This is a genomic window from Myceligenerans halotolerans, from assembly GCF_054782975.1.
On record NZ_BAAGRL010000050.1, the window covers coordinates 1 to 20,348 of the forward strand.

The 20,348-nt window shown below is 59.8% G+C and carries 16 protein-coding genes; 10 read left to right on the forward strand and 6 right to left on the reverse strand.

The window, feature by feature from the left end:
- Positions 1–613: 613 nt before the first annotated feature.
- Positions 614–1,828 carry a zinc ribbon domain-containing protein gene (locus ACYVK5_RS23060; RefSeq protein ID WP_460708323.1) on the reverse strand — a complete coding sequence of 405 codons (1,215 nt, stop codon included), beginning with the start codon at positions 1,826–1,828 and terminating at the stop codon, positions 614–616.
- Between the two features lie 283 nt (positions 1,829–2,111).
- Between ACYVK5_RS23060 and ACYVK5_RS23065 the strand changes: the two genes are divergently transcribed.
- Complete coding sequence (locus ACYVK5_RS23065; RefSeq protein WP_460708324.1) at positions 2,112–3,392, forward strand: NYN domain-containing protein; 1,281 nt, start codon at positions 2,112–2,114, stop codon at positions 3,390–3,392.
- Positions 3,393–3,672: 280 nt separating this feature from the next.
- Here ACYVK5_RS23065 and ACYVK5_RS23070 read toward each other — a convergent pair whose 3' ends face one another.
- The 4 genes from ACYVK5_RS23070 to ACYVK5_RS23085 form a co-directional block, all read right to left on the reverse strand.
- Complete coding sequence (locus tag ACYVK5_RS23070; protein WP_460708325.1) at positions 3,673–6,726, reverse strand: WD40 repeat domain-containing protein; 3,054 nt, start codon at positions 6,724–6,726, stop codon at positions 3,673–3,675.
- Between the two features lie 957 nt (positions 6,727–7,683).
- Entirely contained in the window at positions 7,684–8,832 is a 1,149-nt protein-coding gene (locus ACYVK5_RS23075) for a hypothetical protein (protein ID WP_460708326.1), read from the reverse strand.
- Positions 8,833–8,903: 71 nt separating this feature from the next.
- On the reverse strand, positions 8,904–9,833 hold the full coding sequence (locus ACYVK5_RS23080) for a hypothetical protein (protein WP_460708327.1): 930 nt from the start codon (positions 9,831–9,833) through the stop codon (positions 8,904–8,906).
- A 250-nt stretch (positions 9,834–10,083) separates the two neighbouring features.
- Positions 10,084–10,299, reverse strand: a complete 216-nt coding sequence (locus ACYVK5_RS23085) for a hypothetical protein (protein ID WP_460708328.1) — start codon at positions 10,297–10,299, stop codon at positions 10,084–10,086.
- Between the two features lie 265 nt (positions 10,300–10,564).
- Between ACYVK5_RS23085 and ACYVK5_RS23090 the strand changes: the two genes are divergently transcribed.
- From ACYVK5_RS23090 to ACYVK5_RS23125, 8 genes are all read left to right on the forward strand, one after another.
- Complete coding sequence (locus ACYVK5_RS23090) at positions 10,565–10,804, forward strand: hypothetical protein (protein WP_460708329.1); 240 nt, start codon at positions 10,565–10,567, stop codon at positions 10,802–10,804.
- Positions 10,762–11,334 carry a DUF6879 family protein gene (locus ACYVK5_RS23095; protein ID WP_460708330.1) on the forward strand — a complete coding sequence of 191 codons (573 nt, stop codon included), beginning with the start codon at positions 10,762–10,764 and terminating at the stop codon, positions 11,332–11,334. Before ACYVK5_RS23090 ends, ACYVK5_RS23095 begins: the two co-directional genes overlap by 43 nt.
- A gap of 28 nt (positions 11,335–11,362) precedes the next feature.
- Positions 11,363–12,202 (forward strand): helix-turn-helix domain-containing protein, encoded by an 840-nt coding sequence (locus tag ACYVK5_RS23100; RefSeq protein ID WP_460708331.1) that lies wholly within the window; start codon positions 11,363–11,365, stop codon positions 12,200–12,202.
- A gap of 45 nt (positions 12,203–12,247) precedes the next feature.
- Entirely contained in the window at positions 12,248–13,213 is a 966-nt protein-coding gene (locus ACYVK5_RS23105) for an HAD family hydrolase (RefSeq protein ID WP_460708332.1), read from the forward strand.
- Positions 13,210–13,566, forward strand: coding sequence for a hypothetical protein (locus ACYVK5_RS23110; protein ID WP_460708333.1), 357 nt, complete (start codon positions 13,210–13,212; stop codon positions 13,564–13,566). The genes ACYVK5_RS23105 and ACYVK5_RS23110 overlap by 4 nt, the downstream gene beginning before the upstream one ends.
- 706 nt (positions 13,567–14,272) lie before the next feature.
- Complete coding sequence (locus tag ACYVK5_RS23115) at positions 14,273–15,181, forward strand: nucleotidyltransferase domain-containing protein (protein WP_460708334.1); 909 nt, start codon at positions 14,273–14,275, stop codon at positions 15,179–15,181.
- Positions 15,181–15,822, forward strand: coding sequence for a Cap15 family cyclic dinucleotide receptor domain-containing protein (locus ACYVK5_RS23120; RefSeq protein ID WP_460708335.1), 642 nt, complete (start codon positions 15,181–15,183; stop codon positions 15,820–15,822). Before ACYVK5_RS23115 ends, ACYVK5_RS23120 begins: the two co-directional genes overlap by 1 nt.
- 217 nt (positions 15,823–16,039) lie before the next feature.
- Positions 16,040–16,378, forward strand: coding sequence for a hypothetical protein (locus ACYVK5_RS23125; protein ID WP_460708336.1), 339 nt, complete (start codon positions 16,040–16,042; stop codon positions 16,376–16,378).
- Positions 16,379–16,505: 127 nt separating this feature from the next.
- On the opposite strand, the gene ACYVK5_RS23130 is transcribed toward ACYVK5_RS23125, so the two are convergent.
- Complete coding sequence (locus ACYVK5_RS23130) at positions 16,506–19,430, reverse strand: NACHT domain-containing protein (protein ID WP_460708337.1); 2,925 nt, start codon at positions 19,428–19,430, stop codon at positions 16,506–16,508.
- 167 nt (positions 19,431–19,597) lie between these two features.
- On the opposite strand from ACYVK5_RS23130, the gene ACYVK5_RS23135 reads away from it, so the two are divergent.
- Positions 19,598–19,981, forward strand: a complete 384-nt coding sequence (locus ACYVK5_RS23135; protein ID WP_460708338.1) for a hypothetical protein — start codon at positions 19,598–19,600, stop codon at positions 19,979–19,981.
- Positions 19,982–20,348 lie beyond the last annotated feature (367 nt).

Here is a 20,348-nt window from a genome sequence, read left to right on the forward strand (position 1 = left end):
ACCCGGCCACACACGCGCCAGTCAAGACCTCATCTCACGAGCCAAGAACCGGCCAGCCCTGACAACCCTCCCGACACGACAAAGGAATCCAGGGCAGGACCTTGCGCCGTTCCCCCTGTTCAGACGCCCCATACCTATCCAGGGCCGGTCAAATCCGTCACATCATACTTGGGTGCCCGCCAGCGCATGGGCAAAACGGCCTCGCCAGGAACCTGGATTTCTGTTCATGATTTACCTCCTATATCAACCTTGACGACGCTTCGTAGACGCCACCAAGCTCTCAGCCATCCATCGAGCTGGGCACCACATGATCGCGAGATGAACGTCCGCGGATCGGCCCGGCCCGGAGCTACGAGAGAGGAAGGCTATGGGCGACGGGATCGCCAAGGGTGCCAAGGTGCGGGTCACCGGAGCGTCGAGCTACGAGCGCGGCACGGAGGGCGTGGTGAAAGCTGTCCGGCCATGATGGGCCGGCAAGGAGGCAGTCGTGGTAGTTGCTGGGGCAGTGCGGTCGCGGGAGGTCACCATCCCAGTGACGGACCTGTCGGGGAAGTGAGGCCCTCGGCAGTGCGTCCGCACTCGTCGCCCATCTTGAGCGGCGCGCGCTCTGCCATCAGGGCTTCGGTGTGGTTCCGTCAGACAGGTTCAATGCCTTCGTCGCTTCCTTTACGAGATCCGGCAACTCGGCAGTGTTGATGTCGCCCGAATGCTTGGCGGCATCGCGATGCGCGAACCGGGACAGGACATTCTTGACGAGAACTGCGTCACCAACTTGTAGGCGCGCGGCACGACGGATCTCGTCCTCCGAGTTGGCGTAGAACGGCGCGAGCGCCTTCAGCGACAAGGCAACGTCCTCTGCTGTGTCCGCTTCGCGGAAGTGGCGGCCGGACTCCCTCAGCAGGAGAGCGCCGAACGCGCCGATGACGACGGCCACTGTCGACCGCAGGATGCCGTCGCCCACAGTAAGGTCGAAGTCGTTCCGGATCGCCTCACTGACGATGAACCAGCCCACGGCGCCCGCGAAGATGAATGCAGCGACCGCTCCGGCGCGGATCCACTGTGCGGCCCTCCGCTCGCGCTTCGCTCTCATTGACCAATCCCTCGCACTCAGGTCACCGGCCGCATGCTCTGCCAGCGCCTCAGCGGCGCTGGTGGTAGCTGCGAGTGTGGCGATATGCTGGAGGGCTTCAGCGTCCCGCTCGGAGTCAGCGGCGCCCCGTTCCTGCTTCCAGGTGCCGAGCGCCTCACTCCACTCGCTATCGATCTTGGCCTCGGCCGTCGAACTGACATCAGCCATGTCCTGACGTGCCGCCTCGATCTCTGCGCGCAGCGTCTCCAGCTCCTTGCCTACGCGGTCCAGATCGTCGAGCCGTTCCTGGAGCGAGGTCTCAGTCTCAGCGACCCTGGTCTCGAGTTGGTCGAGCCGAACCGTGCGCGCATCGATTTCCTTGTCCAGGAGCTGGACGTACGAGTCTTTGAGCTCCTTCGGCGGAGGGAGCGGCAATGCACGCAGCGCTGCCTCGAGCACCTCAACCGGGGTTCGGCCGGCCGATGGACGAGTAGGGATGACACCGACGTACCGCTTGAACTCGTCCGTCCCCGTCGGGAGCGCATTGAGTGTGCCACTCAGGCCGTCGAGCACGTTGAGGTACAGCGCAGGCTGACGCGTCGTCCTCGTCTTCGCGGCTTCGGTCAGCCACTCGATGATGTCCGCGCGCCACTGCTCTGACGCCGGGTCGTCGTATCGGGCCGCCTCAAGCGCCTCACGCTTGAGCTTCACGGTCTCCCAAACTTGGTGACTGCGGTAGCGCTCACTGCCCGTTGCCATGTCGCGACTCGTCTCCCTGTTCAACCAGAGGCCCCTCACCCACGTCCGCCACAACGCGCACGGTCGGAAGAACGCTCGCCATCGAGTTGGACGTGCACCGTCCTCGAGCACGTCCGTGCGACTCACGGTACCGGGAAGGTCGGACACGTCGGCGGATCGACGCGACGTGTGAACCGAACCTGACTGCCCTACACGGCGTCAGTGGGGTCTTGCCCAATATGCCCGCTTCCGGTTCGATGGTCTCGCCGCAACCCTGCGGACTTCCGAACGGAGTAGTGGGCAGATGAGCGAGATGAAAACGCAAGGGGAAAGACAGATCCGGACGTCGGCAGTCTTCGTCGATTTCGACAACGTATTCCTGGGACTCAACAGCATCGACCCGGAATCGGCACGCAAGTTTGCCGAGAATCCCGGCGATTGGATGGCCAAGTTTGTCGAAGGCGAGGATGAGGAAGGCAAGTACCAACGCAGATTCCTCGTACGCGCCTGCTACCTCAATCCCGCGAAATTCTCGCCATACCGTGCCTACTTCACGCGCGCGGGATTCAAAGTCGTGGACTGCCCATCCCTCACCCAGCAAGGGAAGTCGGGCACAGATATCCACCTTGTCCTCGATGCGATTGACGCTCTCGGAGCTTCCACCAGGTACGACGAGTTTGTCATCATGTCTGCCGACGCGGACTTCACACCGCTCGCGATGCGGTGCCGCGCCGACGACCGCCGGGTTACCGTCGTGACAGCAGGGTTCTCTGCAAGCGCGTATCGCGCCGTCGCGGACACCGTCATCGGCGGTGAGCAGCTCATTAGCCTCGTCGACGGCGACGACGAACTCCTGGGTGAAGCGCTCGAGACGGCAGCAGGAACTGCCAACCCGTCGACCGAGACTAGCGACCACGATTCCATCAGCCGCGCAGTCGCCGCCATCACGGAGAAGGTCGCGGCTTCTACCAGCCCCTTGCCACTCGCAACCGCAGCGCACGTAGCTGGCCAGTCTGCACCGTCGCTTCTCGCAAGTGAGTGGGAAGGCATGGGATTTGCGAACTGGTTGAGGGCCCATGCACCGGATCTCGAAGTATCAACACTCGCGAATCCAGGCTTCGTCTGGAACCCTAGCCGCCACAGCGCCGCGGACCTGCCATCGATTCCGACTCGCCAAATGGATCCGCTCCAGGAACAGATCATCCGGGTGACCGAAATCCCAGGAATCAGCCAAGAGGAATACCGCGTACTCCTTGAACAGCTCCACAGCGACGTCTCCATGGAGCTGTTCCACCGTACTCACACATCGAAGCGTGTTCGGGACGTTTGCGATGAGCTAGGCAGCCCAATCAGCCGGCGCGCCATCAACTTCGTTATAACCAGCCTGCTCTACTCCGAACTCGACCTCGATAGTGACATCTCGCTCGAAACGCTTGTCGAGTCCTGGGTTTCCAACGCGCTCGCGCTCTGTCAGGGTGCCCGAATGGACCTATCTACCGACGACATCACCGCAATACGCACCTGGCTGAGTGGTGGCCTTCTCGGCGGGCCGGAGTCCGGCAAAGTCACGCCCGTAGGAGCGTAGGGGCCTGGGCCGCAGAACCTACGGCGCATGCCAGGCTGCAGGCCACAGACAGCGGAAAAGGTCGCCTGGCCTCGATCTCCTGCCCGGGGGTCGAGGTCAGGACGCACGTGATCAAACCTGCGCCTTCCATCGGCGGGCCTGCCCGGTCCGGCTACTCCGGTTGCTCGGCACTCGTCGCAGCGCGGGGTACTGCACGCAACGACACCAGATGCTCGGCGTCGGCCTGGGTGAGCTTCCAGTAGAGCCTTGTCGCTTGGCCCGCGCTCCGCCGTCCATGGGACTACTTCGACAGCGGCGGCACCAGCGACTCGACTTGCCACCGCCCGCGGTCGCCCGGAACGAGTCGGACCAATAGCGGTTCTTCGTCATCCTCGCCTGAAGCAATGATCGTGCAGTAACGAACAGGACCTGCGTCGACCGGCAGTGTTTCGACCCTCGACGCTAGCTCGCCGTTCAGTTCTTTCCTATTGGCGCATTGCCCGACTTCGGGGCTGTAGTGAAAGTATCTAGACCGGAAGTCGTCAACGGCTGCAGTGACCTCGGCAGGATACGTGGGGCCGTAGCCGTCACTGTGATACTTAAACAGCTGAGCCATTGCGCCGATGTCGTAATGACGCACCACGTCCGCTATTACCAGGTTTCCGTCGGCAACAGCGAGCGTCGCCTCGACCGGTAGAGAACCGCAGCAGTCCGCGTCGCCTTCCATAGTTGCCGAGATTTCCACGCGGCCCTCACCATTGATAATCGCAACAGATTCAGCATTCCTACTGCCGCTTCCCTCACCGGCGAGATCGGTAGCGCTTATCGTGCCGATAAGTTCGGCCGAACCATCTCGGCCGCGAGTGTATGCGGCAAAGATGGGCGGCCAGGGAACCCCACCAGCATTACATGCGATGATCGCGAGGGCATCGCCCACTCCATCCCCAGTGAGATCACCAAATGCCACCTCATGAAGCTCCACGCCACCGGCCCACGGCAGAGCATTGGGCAGAGTGCCAAGCACGAGTGTGCCAGCCGGGTGCTCACACATGCTCGGGACCGGCGCCCCAGCCATAAGATCGTCCATGGTGAGGCCACCGCCGGCCGCAGCCGACGGCGCAGTGTCTGAGTCAGTACGACCTGAGGAGTCACCTGCCTCACTCCACGCGCAAGATTTGGGAGCCGGCAGATCTGTCGCAACGATGTCATCCCACTCGGAAGCCGTGAACTGGGTACGCGCTAGCTCGCACAAATGGGGACGCCAGGTCAGCATTTCAACATCAAGGAACCTCGTGTGAGTGTCACCCGTGACGGCATTGCGCTTCGTCTCCACAATTCCGATTGCGAGATGCTCGCCATCAGGCGACCAGTGGACAGAGGTTACGCGGCCACGTGCAGCATCTGACCAGGCAGGGCCAATTGGCCTCAGACTGTGTGCGTTGATTGTCTGAACATGCGGTTCCGTCGAGAATGCAAGAGCGAGGCTATCTCCATCAGGACTGTAGGTGAGGTCGACCACCTCGCCGGCTAGGTGCTGGCGTCGGATCACTTGTGGCGACGAGAGCGGTGACCTAGCGTCAACCAGAAGAAGCTCGGAGCCATCGTTGACCATTACAACGCGATCCCCGTCTGGTGATACCGCCAGGTCGGTAAGATCACCGAATGGCAGGGCGAACGACCAGACCACCTCATGTGTCTCTGTATCAATCGCGCGAACATGGGACTCACCATCTTCCACGACCACAATCACTCCATCGTCTGAAGCGGCAAGTAGCATGTCATTAGATCCATTAGCGTCGGATGCTCCTTGCAGTACGACGCTACCGACTTTCTCCCAGGTATCGATCGCCCAAAAGCCGAGCTCGCCCGCAGTGCCGTTGAGGGCAGCAACCTGACGACCATGATCGACGATCTCGACATCCTGGACGATGTCCAGCAAGGCGAATGCCGCATCCCTTCCAGGCCCAAATTCGATCTCAACAGCATCACCTTCTCCTGCCGGCCACGCCCACCACACTCCTTGATAGTCCGATCGCATACCCGATGCAAGAATCCAATCATGACTTGCTTCTACGTCGTTCACAAAGAATTCTTCGGATTCGCGTAGTCGAAAGCTCGGCTCCGGTAGGGCCTCATCCCCAAAATCAGCAGCGCCTGTAACATTAGAAATGTCTATGCGTGTGGATGGAATAATTTCGACACCGATTCGCAAACTACGCTCTGGCGACTCGCCCAAGACGCTCACAACCTGTCCCGAGGGAGCGTAGTCGGTTAGGTTTGAGCCCGACATCACATCCGCGCCAAACCACTTCGCATCCGCGCTAAACCGACGCCCTGTCGGATCAAGGAACACGACAGTTCCATCCTCGCGCCCAATTACGCCTCCGTCGTCACTCAACGCGGTGATCCGCGCTCCGTCGATCCGAGTCTCAATGGCGATCTCGAGAATTTGAGCATCTTCGGATTCATACCTCTCGATAAGCCCGACACGGTTCGCACTTGCCACAACCGCACCGGACTCACTGAAACTTAGCCATTCAACTCCTCCTTCCCACGAGATGGTATCTGCTCTCTTCTGGAGACCGTGAAGTCCCCAATGGAAGCCGTGATCAGTGCCGAACAGAACTACACCGTAGGGACCTGCCGCAAGCGTCCGAATATCAAAGTCGGACTGGCCCAGCGACATGACGGAGTCGAGTGCGGCCTCGATGCCAGCCTGGTCTGAACTCGATGTATGTACATTGAGCCGAACGACCTGACCGGATGTCGTTGCCACCAGCAGCGAGGCCAATCCTTCGCCATCAATTAGACCTGCATAGACACCTGTCTCGCCCGCTGTCACAGCCGCTACTTTGACACCCTGATCACCCGACGCGCTCTCAAGGACGGGATCATTGCTCAGATCAAAGTGGAACGGCCTCTCAAGCGTCAGGTCGTAGTACACGCCCCGGAACGCTTCGCCGATCAGCAGGACCCCTTCGCGGCGGAACGCACTGTCCAGATGGCCGGCGCCACCCGGCAAACTGTAGGGTCCGAATACTGCCGCGTTGTCGTCGAACATCGTGTCAATCTCTCGAAACTTTCGAGGAAGGTAGCCATCGGACGCCACGTAAAAGCTCAACATTGAGCCGTTGAGAACACCGAACTGTCCCGCCCGGGTCCAGCCGATCCCCCGTGCCCCCTCTTCAATGAGCGTGCCCAAGCGAAGCAGGCCGGGCAACTGCCACGCAGTGACACGTCCGTCGCCGTCCAGCACGACCAACGTGTTGCCCACTTCAAGTAGGTCCTGAACATGCGATGACGTGACACGTCCAGCACCGGCAAACTGTGCGTTGGCCGCCAATACTCCGGCCATCGTGTCCCGTGTACGTGGCGATGGCGCCAGGTCGTCAGCCCCAAGCGCGGAGAGCGCAGCAAGCCGGGGATTCTTAGTCTCTAGCGCCCGAGCCTGTTGCATCAGTTCAGCCGCCACTCTGCCTTTCTCAGTGGAGGGTTTGGCGACCTCAGCGCTGCCCTGCGGCACGAACGTCCCGCTCGCACCTACGCCCAACGCGACCAGTACCGCAACAACGCCCGTGATGGCGGTCCGCCGATGCGAACGGACCGTGGCCCTGCCATCTTGCCGCCTATAGGTTCCCAGAGCACGAATCCAATACTCGTACTTTGCTGCATTGCCCCACTTCATACGAAGGTCCTCTCGACTGTGACGTCTCTCGGCAACGAGATCCCACCGCGTGCCCGGTTAGGGCTCGCGGTTCGACTCGACTGCGGAGGTAGCACCTGGCCCTTCCGCCTCAACCTCATCTGCGAACCTTTTTGCCTTTCCTCGCCCGGACACGAAGAACAAGCGATCGACGATCGAACGAACCGTGCTCTTGTCGAGGCGCGGCGACACACCCAACTCAAGACGTATTGCACGAACGAAGTTTCGCCAGGCGGCATCAGCGGCTCTTTGAGCCTCGTCTTCAGGGACAGCAGCGCGAGGCCGATCAGTTGTCGCATCAACAAACGTAAAGAATGTCTTCAGTACAGGCTGGCTAGCACCAGCTAGCGCCTTTGCTGCGGGAATGCTCTCGTCTTCATTCCCCTCTCCCTGCATGCCGTGTACAGCCGCAGGGTCTTGATCCCTCAAAGACGCAAAGGACCTGTACCGCCGCTCGCCCCATTCAAGTAGATCCAAGTAGACCTGCCAACGCGTGTCACGCAGCCAACTGGCGCGATCGTGACGCACCGCGTAAATGAATGTCAAGGTGGGGGTCACTACAACTGCAGTCAATGCAATAATGGCGCTTGCATCCATAGTTTCCTCGAATCAGCGCGGCGGAACGTAAACTGAAATGACACCATCGGCAATTTTTGACTCCGAATCACCTCGCCGAATATTGAGAGTGCCAATATTGCATTCAATAGCCCAGCTTGTGACGGATTCGTCTCCAAAGCAATCCCGCTTCTCGAGGCGTAGATAGGTATTGACGTCGAGCTGTTCCATCATCGCTGCAGGGGGGAACTTACTACGAACCCAGACGGAACCTTCGAGCCGCCAGATTCCCATCGATTCATGAGATCTTTCCGCCTCCACGTCGCCACAAGTCCAAGAACTGATCGACGCATGGAGATGTCCTCTGAGGTCTATCCATAGATCTTCAACTCCTACGTCAATCGCAACATCGGATGCGACGCTGGGTGGCCGAACTTTTGACATATCAGTGGCCATCGTCACCTCATCAAGTTCAAGGTCAAATATGGTGACGCGATCTTGGGACTCACAACCCAACCCATCAAGCTTGTAACTGATAGCGAATCGATCGCCACGCCCCCCGTCACGATCTAGGGCAGTAACGTCCCCACTCAAGAGACCATCCAGCTGTCCCGCTTCAGCGTCTTCGCCACTTGCGGTCGAGGTGATGCGTAGGTGGGTAGACCGCTTATCGGCACTACTCTGGAATTCACGGTACGAAAGGATATGGTCTGGCGTACTAGCCGCGAAAGAGCTATGCCCCAAAGGAGGCGTATGCCATAGTTCTCGAAACTCGACGGGATCATAGCGCCTCATGAAGATCGGATCATCACCGACTCCGCTGTAGCTGCTGACGAGGATTGTATGGTTCTCAATCGCCGTCAGGTGTTCACATTGAGGACAAAGAACGCGCTGGACCTCTCCCGTCACGGAATCTACGACGACGAGCTCGAGATCAGTTTCCACGGTGCGCATCGCCGCGTCCGAAAGGAAGGCAAGAAATCTTCCGTCGTGCGTCCATACTGGCTCTTTGAGAGCACTAGGAGACGGATCGAATAGTTGTTCAACTTGAGCAACCACCTCCCCTTCGCGCACCACAGTGACTCGCTCCTCCGTGATGAATGCGTATGGCAGAGAAGCCTCGCCGTATCGATAAGTGTCGGGGATGTCGGTTTGACGCGAAGTCATGAGAGTCGATAGCTGATCCCAGTAGACAACGCTCATGGATACTGCGAGCGACAGGACCACACTTGCGCCAATCAAGAGATAGAATATTCGAACGGGCATAGTGTTTATCACCAATTGGTGGATGGATCGATTTTGGACCACTGGCCGTAGTCCGATACATAGGCCGCCTTGTAGCCAGAGAGCGAGAATTCCTCCACGTCGGCACGTGCGGTGGCGGTGATGCTGAACGGTTCTCCCTGGTTGTCGATCTCCTGCCAATACGATCCAGACGATGTGGTCACGATCAACCTGAAGGTGAACGAGCACGCATGCGCTTCAGTCCATACGTTCAAACTAAGCGTCAATGTCTCATCAGGAGCAAGCTCAATAGTTCGATCAGAGAAGAAGTTGTTATCCAGCGGGTAGGCACCCCTGGCTTCGGATTGCACCATCTCGTGCGGAATCGGCTTGGGCAGGTCCAGGTTGAAGCCGACCCCTACCGTTCTGCCGGTCCCTTGTGCGCCGGATGCGAAATACGTGCCATTGTACGGCTCTCGGCACTCTTTGATGACCTCAATATCAGCGATTCTCACCGTTTCATCTGCATTCCCGCGAAGCGAGACTGAGGTGGCCGCCCTGTCAATAGCGGCAGCATCCTGTTCGGCGTACCATTTTTCGAATTCCTTCGTGACAGATGCGATGTTTTTGCTGAATTCTTGGAGCTCTTCTCGACTCATATCTAGCCGTTCAGGTAGCACGAAACTGCCGGATGCATCGTCATTGGATAGAGGCGTTACATGCTCGATAAGAACCGGTGGTGAGTCGGAGTCAGCCGGCATTATTTCACCACGATCACCATCCGCAGAGAAGGACTCAATAGACATCTTTACGAGCACCGATGTTGCAACGCCCAGGACGAGAACTGTGACGATCCCGACAACGACCTTTGGGATACTGACGCGCCTACCTAGATCGGGTGACGGCGGCGGTGTCGCTGCTCGCCGAAGGCTCTCAACGCCAGGTTCATCAACGCGGTTTGGCAGTTCCTCTTCGCCCACTAGGGTAGAACTCCGTCCAGGTTTGGGTCAGCGGTATTGATGAGTTCGTCAACAGCTTCTCTGACAGCCAGACTCGTCAACTGTGGTATAGAGACGATCTCTGGGGCAAGTCTCTCATAGCCATCATTGCTGACGGTAGGGGGATAAAGGGTGAATCGATCGAGCGGCTGTGACGATGGCGGAGTGCTCCGAGAAGGCAGGTAGTAGATGACCCCGGAGCGCACGCGCTCCGGGGTCGGCTGTGTAGGTGCTACTCCTGGCGCTCCGATGCCTTGTTGAATGCCACCTTGGCAATGTCGGTTGCACCGACAACGAACACACCCACGCCAGCGATGGCACACATCAGGCCCATGTCGAAGTAGTGTGCCGGGTACTCCCCGTCAGCAAGCCCACTCACCAGACCGACACCGAAAGCCACCAAGGCCAGCGCGAGAAGCGCATAGCCTGTTACCTTCACAAGCTTCACAACGTCCTCCTTCAACGAGGAACACCTAGTCCGTAGGTGGACGGGTTCAACCTGTTGCAGGTGAACGGTGTGAAGGTGAATTCATTGATTCACTCTTTTACTTAAACACGAATCACGCTTTTTGTCAATGATTAAATGGGCTTCTCACCTGTAGGCGCTGGTTAGCTAGTGATTCTGCGACTCCACCGCACCCCTTGACCCGCCGGCGCAGCCGAAGTAACGATGACCCGGCAAGGTTCACGAACCCGAGCAATGGAGAGCAACTATGCGTGCGCACTTCCTCGGCAAGGACCCTGAGTCGCGGGACGGCGACTCGCCCACCCTGTTCGCCACCGACCGGACCGACCGCAAGACGTACATCGCCCAGGGCTGGAAGGTGACCGACCCGGCCGTGCTGGCCGACGTCGGCGAGGTGCCGGACCACGAGGCGATCATCGAGATCCCGGAGGACGTCATCAAGATGTGGGTCCGCCGGTACCAGGACGAGCAGGAGGCGGGCTCCTGACGTCGCTGATTCCGCCCGGACCTGAGTTCGGCCGGCTGTTCCGCGAGTTCGAGCACACGGCGTTCCGGCTGGAGGTGCGTGAGGCGTACAACTCCCCCGGCGAAAAGGAAGACTTCCGTCGCTACCTCGAGGACGGGTGGATCGACCGGGACCGGACGTCGGACTGGCTGGACAACGTCCGCAAGGCGACCGACGAAGGCCGTCGGTTCCACCGGGTGCGTGTCGTCTCGCTGCCGCTGAGCAAGTACAACGAGTGGGGCCTGCTCGAGGCGGAGGCAACGAACCGAGCCGGTGACGACATCCGCTACTTACCTCGTGACCAGGCAGGTAACCTTCCTAACCACGACTACTGGATGTTCGACTCGAAGCTGGTCGCCAAGATGCACTTCGCGAACGACGATAGGTTCGTCGGCTTCGAGCTGATCGAGGACCCCGCCGTGGTGGTCGAGCACAACTACTGGCGCGACGCCGCCTGGCACCACGCCATCCCGAGAGACGACTTTGCCGCGAAACACATCAACCAGCGCTGACGTCGCCGCCGAGCGGAACTCGCTCGCGGTGCGTCTGCGTGAGATCCGGCGAGCTGCTGGCCTGACGGGCAAGCAGCTCGCCGACTCGTTGTCCTGGCAGGCGTCGAAAGTGTCCAAGCTGGAGCACGCCAAGCAGTCCCCCTCGGACGAGGACATCCGTGCGTGGTGTCGTGCCTGCAATGCGGAGCGCGAGGCCGAGGCGTTGATCGTCAAGCTCCACACACTGGAGACACGCCATGCCGAGTGGCGTCGCTTGCTCCGCAGTGGACCCGCCTCGCTGCAAGAGGATCTCCGACGCAGCGAGGAAGAGGTCACGCTGTTCCGCGGGTTCTGCCCGGTCTTCGTCCCGGGCTTGGTTCAGACCCCCGAGTACGCGCGGTTCCGCTTCGTGGAGAGTGCGCACAAGTTCGGACACCGCCAGGACGTGGACAACGCCGTCGTCGCACGGATGCGTCGGCAGGAGAAGCTGTACCAACCGGAGAAGAAGTTCCACATCGTCATCACCGAGGCGACGCTGCTGTACGCGCTGTGCCCACCAGAGGTGATGCTGGGACAGATCGACCGGATGCTCGCGGTCGCTACGCTCCCCAACGTCCGCCTCGGTGTGATCTCGTTCGACACCTTCTGCCCCGTGGCGCCGAAGCATGGGTTCTGGATCGAGGACGAGGACCTCGTCTCGGCCGAGACGTTCTCCGCCGAACTGAACCTCGCCCAGCCCCAGGAGGTCGAGCACTACAGCAAGGTCTTCGAGTCCCTCGCTCTGGCCGCCGACTACGGCCACAAGGCCGGCGCCATCATGACCAGCGCCCTGGAACGGATCACGAACCGGCTGGAGCGCCAGCCGAGAGAAGAATCCGAGCAATCTTGAGCAAGTTAATCGACGGGCGCCGATCGGCTCCCTACTTTCGGTCCCATGACATCGACAAGCCTCGCGAGGCACGCCCGCACCATTGCCGGTCTTGTCGCGTGCGACATCGACCACACGCTTCTCCGAACCGGCTACGCGCCATCCTCAAGGGTGAAGGAGGCAGTCGCCGACCTCCGCGAGGCCAGCCACCACCTGGTCCTGGCCACAGGACGCTCGCTGGCCGGAGCCCTGCTCGCCGCCGTACAGCTCGGCATCCGCGAGGGATACATCGTCGCGTCCAACGGCGCGGTGGTCGCCGAGATCGGCGACGGCCGGTGCAAGGTGCTGGACAAGCGCCCCGCTCCGGCCGAGAAAGCGCTGCGGCACCTGGCGAACGCCATCCTGGCCGGGCGGTTCCAGGCTGCGGCCGAGATCGTCGGACACGGGTACAAGGTGACCTCCCGGTTCCCAGACAACGCGCTCTCAGGTGCACAGGTGCCGTCCAACCTCGAGGGCCTGTGGGCCGAGCCGACGCCACGGATCGCACTACGCGGTGAAGGCGCGGCCGAGCTCATGGTCGAACTGCGGTCCCTCGGCCTCACGGCGCACGCGGTCGGGCCGAACTGGGTCGACATCACGGCGGCCGGCCTCTCGAAAGCCACATCGCTGGAGAAGATCCGCTCGACGCTCGGCGTACACCCAGCACGTACCGCGGCCCTGGGCGACGGCGCCAACGACCGAGAGATGATCCAGTGGGCACACGTCGGTATCGCGATGGGCGACGCCCCGGAACACGTGAGGCAGATTGCCGACGAGACCACTGGCACCGTGTGGGGCGACGGGGCCGCCCACGCGCTGCACCGGGCGGCGTCGTGGATGACGGACTCCGCCCGTTGCCACTGGTGGACCGACCGAACAGCCCGGCACCGCTGCGACCGCCCCGCCGTCGACAAGATCGGCACGTACTGGCGCTGCGCCATCCACATCGACGGCCACACCCAGCCAGACGCCGGCACGGAGCAGATCTCATGACTACCGGCAAGATCCTCGACGGCTGGGACGACGGCGCGTTCTACGACACCACCGACCCGCGCGACCGGCCGCGTATCTGGCAGGTGGGTGATCGCGTGGTGCGCGTCGAGGGACCGCCGATCTTGCTCGGCTCTACGGGGACGGTGGTCGAGGTGGACGTACCCGGGCTGTGGCCAATCCGCGTCGAGGTCGACGGGAGAATCGGGTTCGGACAGGTGCTCGCGTCGGCGGAGGAACTGGCGCCGGATGAGGAGGCCACGGCGAGCACTGACAACTTCAACGCCACGGCACCCGAACAGGACGCTGGAGCCTCAGCAAGCAACGAGCCCCTACGCAGCCGCCGGGCCGGGTAGGGGCTCGCGCCTCTACGATCGTTCTTCGAACGTAGAACACCCAGGGGAATCGGTCGACCCCTTCCACATGCTATCCGCAGGTCGGAACGCTACGGCGAGGCTCTCGCTCGATCCACCGACCCCGGTATCGCTGGCCCCCTGCATCCCAGGCCTGGTGTCACGCACCACCTGTGCCGTGCCGACACTCCTATGCTCGCGCTGCGTCGGTCTTGTGACGAAAAGCAGTGACCGTTCTCACAAATGTGGCACTTGCGAAACGGTCAGGTGTAGGTCAGCACTCGTCCAGGGTTCGCGCGGTAGCGTAGCGCTTGGACGAGGTCGAACAGCCGCCGGTGGCCAGTTGACGTCGTGATCTGGCTGCTGGGGCTCTACGCGGTGGTGGTGTTCGTGCTGCGGACGCGTCGGCAACTCCATCGGCTCTTGCCAGGTGGACTGTCGAGATGATGGCGGGCTCATACCCTCGAAGCGAGCATGCCGCCGTCTAGAACGCCTGCCGCCTCACGCGCCGCCAGGCCACCGAGCGGCGGAACTGGAGCTGATCCGGCCCCTCCGTGCGACGACCTTCCCTTGGCGCACAACGCCACCGTCCGGCCAACGGCGCAGCAATCGAATTGCGCCTTGCAAGATGGCGAACAGGTCCACTCGCCAACCAACCGGGTTAATCCCGGCTAATTCACCTGCGCGACCGACTCTCGAGTCGCCTCACATGAAGGAGATATTCACAGTGACCACATTGGAAAATAAGCTAGCTGGTTGGATTGGCCCCTCCAGCAGTACTGAGCAAGAGAAGCAGGAGCGGACCGAGCGGATGATCCGGCAAGCGATAAGCAGCCATCCAGCGTTTAATGATTGTTCGCTAACAGTGTTCACGAAGGGATCGTACGCGAACAATACGAACGTAAGGGCTGACAGTGATGTTGACATCGCTGTTCAGTGTCACGAGGCCAGATACTCGCGTGCAGCGTCCCCTGACGCACGATCGGCAAGCGCACCTTATAGCGGCATCTGGACACCAGACAAGCTCCGATCGGAGCTGACGACAGCCCTGAGAGCGAGATTTCCTGGCGCCGTAGACATATCAGGTTCAACCGCGCTGAGAGTTGACTCCAACACCGCACGTGTTGAGGCTGACGTTGTGCCATGTTTTGATTTCCGCTACTACTTTGCCGCCGGTGGATATCGTGAGGGAACAAAGGTATTCAAGACGAATGGAGACGGGGTAGAAAACTACCCGGTCCAGCAACTGGAAAATGGTCGCGCGAAGAACACTCGAACAAATCAGCGATACAAGAAAACCGTTCGCATTATGAAGCGGCTTGAGAATGAGATGGTCCGGCACGATGTCCACGGCGAGGTTCCATCGTTCTTCGTCGAGTGCCTCGTCTACAACGTGCCCGACAAATACCTCATGCGGGCAACGTGGACAGATACCGTCCGTGGCGTCCTTGGACACATCTATCAGGAGCTCGACGGCGTCGAGCCATCCGGGCAGCAAAGTGGTCGGTGGCGCGAAGTCAGCCGGTGCAAGTATCTTTTCACACCTCAGCAGAAGTGGACAAGAGACGACGCCAGGTCATTCGCTAAGGCAGCGTGGAACCATCTGGGGTACAAATGATGAAGCCCGTCGTTGTCAAAATAGTGGCCGCTGTCGTCTTCGGCGTCTACTCCATCGGGATGTGGGTCACCAGTGGTGAGCTCGATGTGACTTGGCTCAGGTGGTTCTCCGCAGCGACATTCGTCGCGATCGTCTTTCTCACCCTATGGGACCTGCTCCTATGGCGGCACCCATGGGCACAGAAGTTACCTGGGACGCCGAGGAACGTGCGGGGTACCTGGCAAGGGAAGGTCATCTCCCTGTGGGTGAATCCAGAGACTGGCCGAACCCCACCACCGATCGAGGCGTACCTGGTCGTGCGACAGACATCGACGACTGTGAACGTGTCGATGATGACCGCGGAATCGAGGTCTACGTCGAGCCCAGCACGGGTGTCGGCGACCGATGGAAGCGTCATCCTTGACTACCTCTACATGAACCGTCCGCGAGCCTCGGTTCAGAACCGGAGCCCGATGCACCACGGTTCTGTGATTCTCGATGTCTCCGGTACGCCTGCCCATCGCTTGAGCGGACGCTACTGGACGGAACGCGATAGCAAGGGTGAGCTGTACTTCGAGAACCGCAGTGCGAAAATCGCGGACGACTTCGAGGATGCCAGGGCGCTCTTCACTCCTGATACGACCGAGGGCACTGCCGCGTAGCGACCAAGCATGATGGATGCATCTCTTTGACGTAGTTTTAACAACACGAGCGAACATACGGTTGCATTCGCTCGCTACTTGAGTCATAACTGAGGGTGCTGACAGCAGTCAGCACCCTCAGCACCTTGCCAGCCCTGATCACTTCGTCGGTGCCCTGCGGCTTCGAGATGAACAGTCCATGTTCGTCGGCCGCAATTCACCGAGGAGGTGGTTCGCCGTGAGCGAGCCGTCAGGAAGCCAGCTCCGCACGCTGGCAGTCCGGATCACCGAGGAGCTCCGTGCTCAGCTGGACGTGGTCGCCCAGATCACCGGCCGCAGCACTACCGAGGAGATCCGCCTGGCCCTGGAGCACTGGATCGAGAAGACCAAGTCCGATCCGGCCACACTCCAGAAGGCCGAGGCCATCCGTGCCGACATCGAGCGTGAAGCTCAGACCCGGCGCGACGCCATCACTGCCATCTTCGGCAGCGACGGCAACACGAAGAAGGCGGAGCAGACGCCGCCTCGTTCCTCGACTCGCCGCAGCAAGTCAGCCGGCGAGGATGCCGCCTCCTGAGCCACCAGCTCGGAGGCACCACGGCGGGAGCCCACCTGGACGCGACTGCTTGTCGCTGTCCGGGTGGCGCTCCCGTCGAATCCTATAGTCGAAATGAACACGATACTGCAAAGCGACCCGTAAGACGTCAATTATGGACAGAACTCGCAAGCCGCGCTTTCTCAAGCAGGGCCTTTAGACGCATCTCTACACCTAGTGGATTGCTTGCTGTCACTCTTGTATCACGTGACATCATGGAACCGGCAATTCGTAGGATCAGTTTACGTCGCTTGAGTTGGGCATCGAGTTCCATGATCTCAACAAAGGCCCCCTCGATATCATGCTGCTCGATGAGCAAGTCCGCCAATGCCAGCCTTTGATCGAAGTATCGAACACTCAGGATCCACCCCCTCGATACCCGGATGCCGCGACGTGACTTGCGGCACCTCGCGACAACCTCGTCAAGCTGGCCTCCTTCTCGAACAACTTCTATCAAACCTGACCACGCAGTTTTCTCATACATCTGTGCACGCTGTGCAGCCATCCATCGCGGCCAAACAGTTTCATCGTATCTCCACCAAGTTCCAGCGGTGACGATTGACTGAATTACGTCGGCCTCATCTCCTGATAGACGCCCCCTGGCCAGGCTTGCCGCAACGAGATTCGGGTTCGCGGCAGATACTGTCGCCCGGTGTAAAGCCCAACGCCCTGTGTTCTCCCTTGCGAACTCCTTCGCAAGAAACTCTTGCAACTCCGCATGGCGGAACTCGTAGACTCTCCCTGAGAGTCGAAGAATGCCGCACTTTCTAACATGTCCGAACCACCGCACAATACTGCGAGGGGAAGGGGGAAAAGATGCGTGCAGCTCGAAAAGCCTTACGAAGAGCGATCCATTCCGCGACGCAACGAATGCGCCGAAAGTTGCTAGTATGGATATGACAAGCATCTCTTCGGATATGAGAATCTCTTGCAGATCGACATAGAAGAATCTAAGCAATTCTTCGTAGCTAATTGATCCGAATCTGAACATTGCTGTGATAATTACGCCACCAAGGGCAATAACCATGATGCCGACGAATCCAATAATGCAAAGCGCCTCACCCAAGCCGCGCAGGAACAGCAACGGCAGAATGCGGGGCTGAACTCCTCGAGGAAAGTATGGCAACATCACAATGGCAATTAAAAACGCGACGGTGGTTGAGGCCACTGCAAGCACCGCCTCGCTGTCCTCATCATTTACGCCCGAATATGCCAAGACTGTAGCGAGCGGGGCAAATAGAAGAATGAAAGCAGGTATGTGCAGAAGTATAAGGGTAGGGCTAGTGCGTTCTGGATGGAGAGGAATGTCCGGAAAAGACCTCTCCGAGAACATCGAAATTGCGAGAAACCCGAGAAGTTCCCGCGGCCAATCCGATCCATATATACTCTCTCGCGCAAGAATTGTCGAGCGATCGAGATATCGGTCGAATAGGTGATCAGTAAGAGATATAGCGTCCGGAAAACGGGAACTGTCAAGCAACGATTCTGGATCCGAGACGTACGACCGGGCGATCGACACTGTCAGTGGTCGTCTCAGCACCTCTCGTAGTACTCTTTCTTCACTGCCCATCGGATTATCTTGCAATCGTGTCAACACCGAATCCCAGCTGGAGCTTGATCGCTCATTCTCCTCGTCGGTACGTCCTGACAAGTACGACGCTAAATTATCAGGAACTAGCTCTCTCAATACGAGTGACCTGGCCCGATCCAATCGACCTGAACGACCCAGCTCTTCCGGTCGACTTGCCAAGACAATACCGTCCTCGGGGTTTAGCGATCCCCTTATCGCGTCGAGCGCCGGCAATAGAATTTCCCGGTCGATTTCATCAAAACCGTCCAGAAATGGAATGACTAGTCCTGCCTCCACAAGGCGGAAGGCTATGTCGAGATGATGACGCCGCATTTTCCGACGAGGCAACGGATAGTTCTCAACAATCTGTTTGGCCACCCATCGACGCAGTGTCTGTCTTCCGGGATTCCAGGAGGCAAGTGAGAACACAACTGGCACCGGATCTCCGGGCGACCGCCGTTTGAGCAGTTCCAGGGCAAGTTCACGCACAAGAACGCTTTTTCCACTTCCTCCCTCCCCGACAATCACCAGTCGGCCCGAAGGAATATTCTCGTATAGGTTGGCGACGTCTCTGACCCTGCCTGACTGCGGCGGTAACTCGGAAGTCTCAAGGCCGCGAGCGCCACGTCTCACATCGACCTCCGACCAGCGAACTGGTATCAAGTCGGCCTCACTCGATATTCCTAATCGCCGATGCTGCGCTCGCAGGTCGCTATAAACGCGATCTGCGAGCTCAAAGAGCGCATCCCGGAGCTTGGGATCAACCGGTCGAGAGCCGCGTGATCGCGTACTCGGTTCGGCCGTTGGTTCTGACTGATAATCCACTACATGCTCTGACGGATTCCGCGCTTTCGTTTCCACTCCGGCACCTAAAAGTTCGACGAGCTCTTCTCGATTCGCAGAGATGTGTGCAGCCATCGCCGACTCGAATACCTTGAGAAGGGCATCCTCCTTGTTGCGGATGCTGCGATCCCCGAGGCCCATCCATACGGCTGCACGCGCCTGAGCCTGTCGGCGAGGTGTACGATCCGCGGTTTTTTCTGCACGCCCCTCGATCATTGCACGAGTCTTAGCCTTATGGTCTTCCAAGTCGAGGCTAGACTTTGCTTTGTCATTCGAGTATTGCGGAACGATTTCGTCGAGTGCGTCGCGATCCGTCAACTCCAGTAGTTCGGCGGCGGCGGCCGTCTGGAACTCTGGTCGGTCTTTCCACCTCTTCACGTTGCGCATCTGGGCGAGAGCGTCAGATCGTGCGTTCGAAGCTACATGTGACAGGACATCCAGAAGGAGACGACTCCGGGCATCAAGACTGTTGGGCATGGGCAGCTCCAGGAGCCCAAATACCGCCCGAGCAAGATGCTCGCGCCCCTGAAGAAGCTCGAGCTGCGCCCTGCCGTCACGCTCCTGAGCTAGGTAGAGCAGGTCCAGGTGCACACTGCTCGCGACGTCGACGCTCTCAGTCACTCTGCAACCCTTCGGTCGTGGATCACACCATCATAGGACAGAGCTCGCTAGATGTTCATTAGCACCATTTGCCTCGTCTAGCAGATATAAGATCCTTTTCCATTGCTTTTTGGTTTAGTTTATGTTATAAGCATATGTGGGGTCGGCCTTCATGTAAGGAGGCTGGCATGTCAAGTTCCTCGATCATCAGGGACGTCGCCGGAACTTCGTTCGTCCAGTGGTGTCACCACATCAGCGGCCCGGCGGAGCACAGCTGCCTGATGGACTACGTCTTCGAGTGGCTCGAATCTGGTGACGGCATCCGCGCCTGCAACGGTGACTGGAGCACGTACCTGACCGCCCTCGTCGGCATCGTCAGCAAGTGGCACACGCGCCCAGGGGTCACGGACTACGTGGATCCGGACAGTGGCCAGTTGCTCCAGCGCCGTGTGAGCGCGATCTTCGACGAACTGGATGGACACAACCATCCCGCACTCGACCGCTACCAGTTCGAGCAGATGTGCTTCGAGTACAAGTACCCGTACTCGGAGTCACGACAGGACGCCCCGTAGGTCGTCCTGCATCACCACCCGCCCACCCCTGGCTGACCCCTGCCCGCTCACATCCAGTGAGCGGGCTTTTCACGTCTCTGGCCGTTGCCCAAACCCTGCCCAACGTTGGGCAGAGAGCCTCGTGACCTGCGCCGTTGCAACTCCTCTGGGCAATTCTTGGGCAATAGGGTGCTATCCCTTCCCTCGGGTCTTGCCCGTCCCTCTTCATTGAGTCATGCCCGGCGCAACCGCACCGAGCATCGCCGCACGAAGGGAGAACGCATCCATGCCCCGTAACCGCTACACCCGCCGCGAGAACAAGCTCGCGTGTGCCTCCCCTCGTAACGTAGAGACGTCCGCCAATTTGGGAGGTGGGCGGTATGTCCAA

Excerpts from the sequence above, each read along its gene's own strand:
- ACYVK5_RS23110 (WP_460708333.1), top strand. The coding sequence starts at position 13,210 with ATGACTACCGGCAAGATCCTCGACGGCTGGGACGACGGCGCGTTCTAC.
- ACYVK5_RS23090 (WP_460708329.1), top strand. The coding sequence starts at position 10,565 with ATGCGTGCGCACTTCCTCGGCAAGGACCCTGAGTCGCGGGACGGCGAC.
- ACYVK5_RS23105 (WP_460708332.1), top strand. The coding sequence starts at position 12,248 with ATGACATCGACAAGCCTCGCGAGGCACGCCCGCACCATTGCCGGTCTT.
- ACYVK5_RS23115 (WP_460708334.1), top strand. The coding sequence starts at position 14,273 with ATGAAGGAGATATTCACAGTGACCACATTGGAAAATAAGCTAGCTGGT.
- ACYVK5_RS23120 (WP_460708335.1), top strand. The coding sequence starts at position 15,181 with ATGAAGCCCGTCGTTGTCAAAATAGTGGCCGCTGTCGTCTTCGGCGTC.
- ACYVK5_RS23060 (WP_460708323.1), bottom strand. The coding sequence starts at position 1,828 with ATGGCAACGGGCAGTGAGCGCTACCGCAGTCACCAAGTTTGGGAGACC.
- ACYVK5_RS23075 (WP_460708326.1), bottom strand. The coding sequence starts at position 8,832 with ATGAGCGTTGTCTACTGGGATCAGCTATCGACTCTCATGACTTCGCGT.
- ACYVK5_RS23070 (WP_460708325.1), bottom strand. The coding sequence starts at position 6,726 with ATGGCCGGAGTATTGGCGGCCAACGCACAGTTTGCCGGTGCTGGACGT.
- ACYVK5_RS23135 (WP_460708338.1), top strand. The coding sequence starts at position 19,598 with ATGTCAAGTTCCTCGATCATCAGGGACGTCGCCGGAACTTCGTTCGTC.
- ACYVK5_RS23065 (WP_460708324.1), top strand. The coding sequence starts at position 2,112 with ATGAGCGAGATGAAAACGCAAGGGGAAAGACAGATCCGGACGTCGGCA.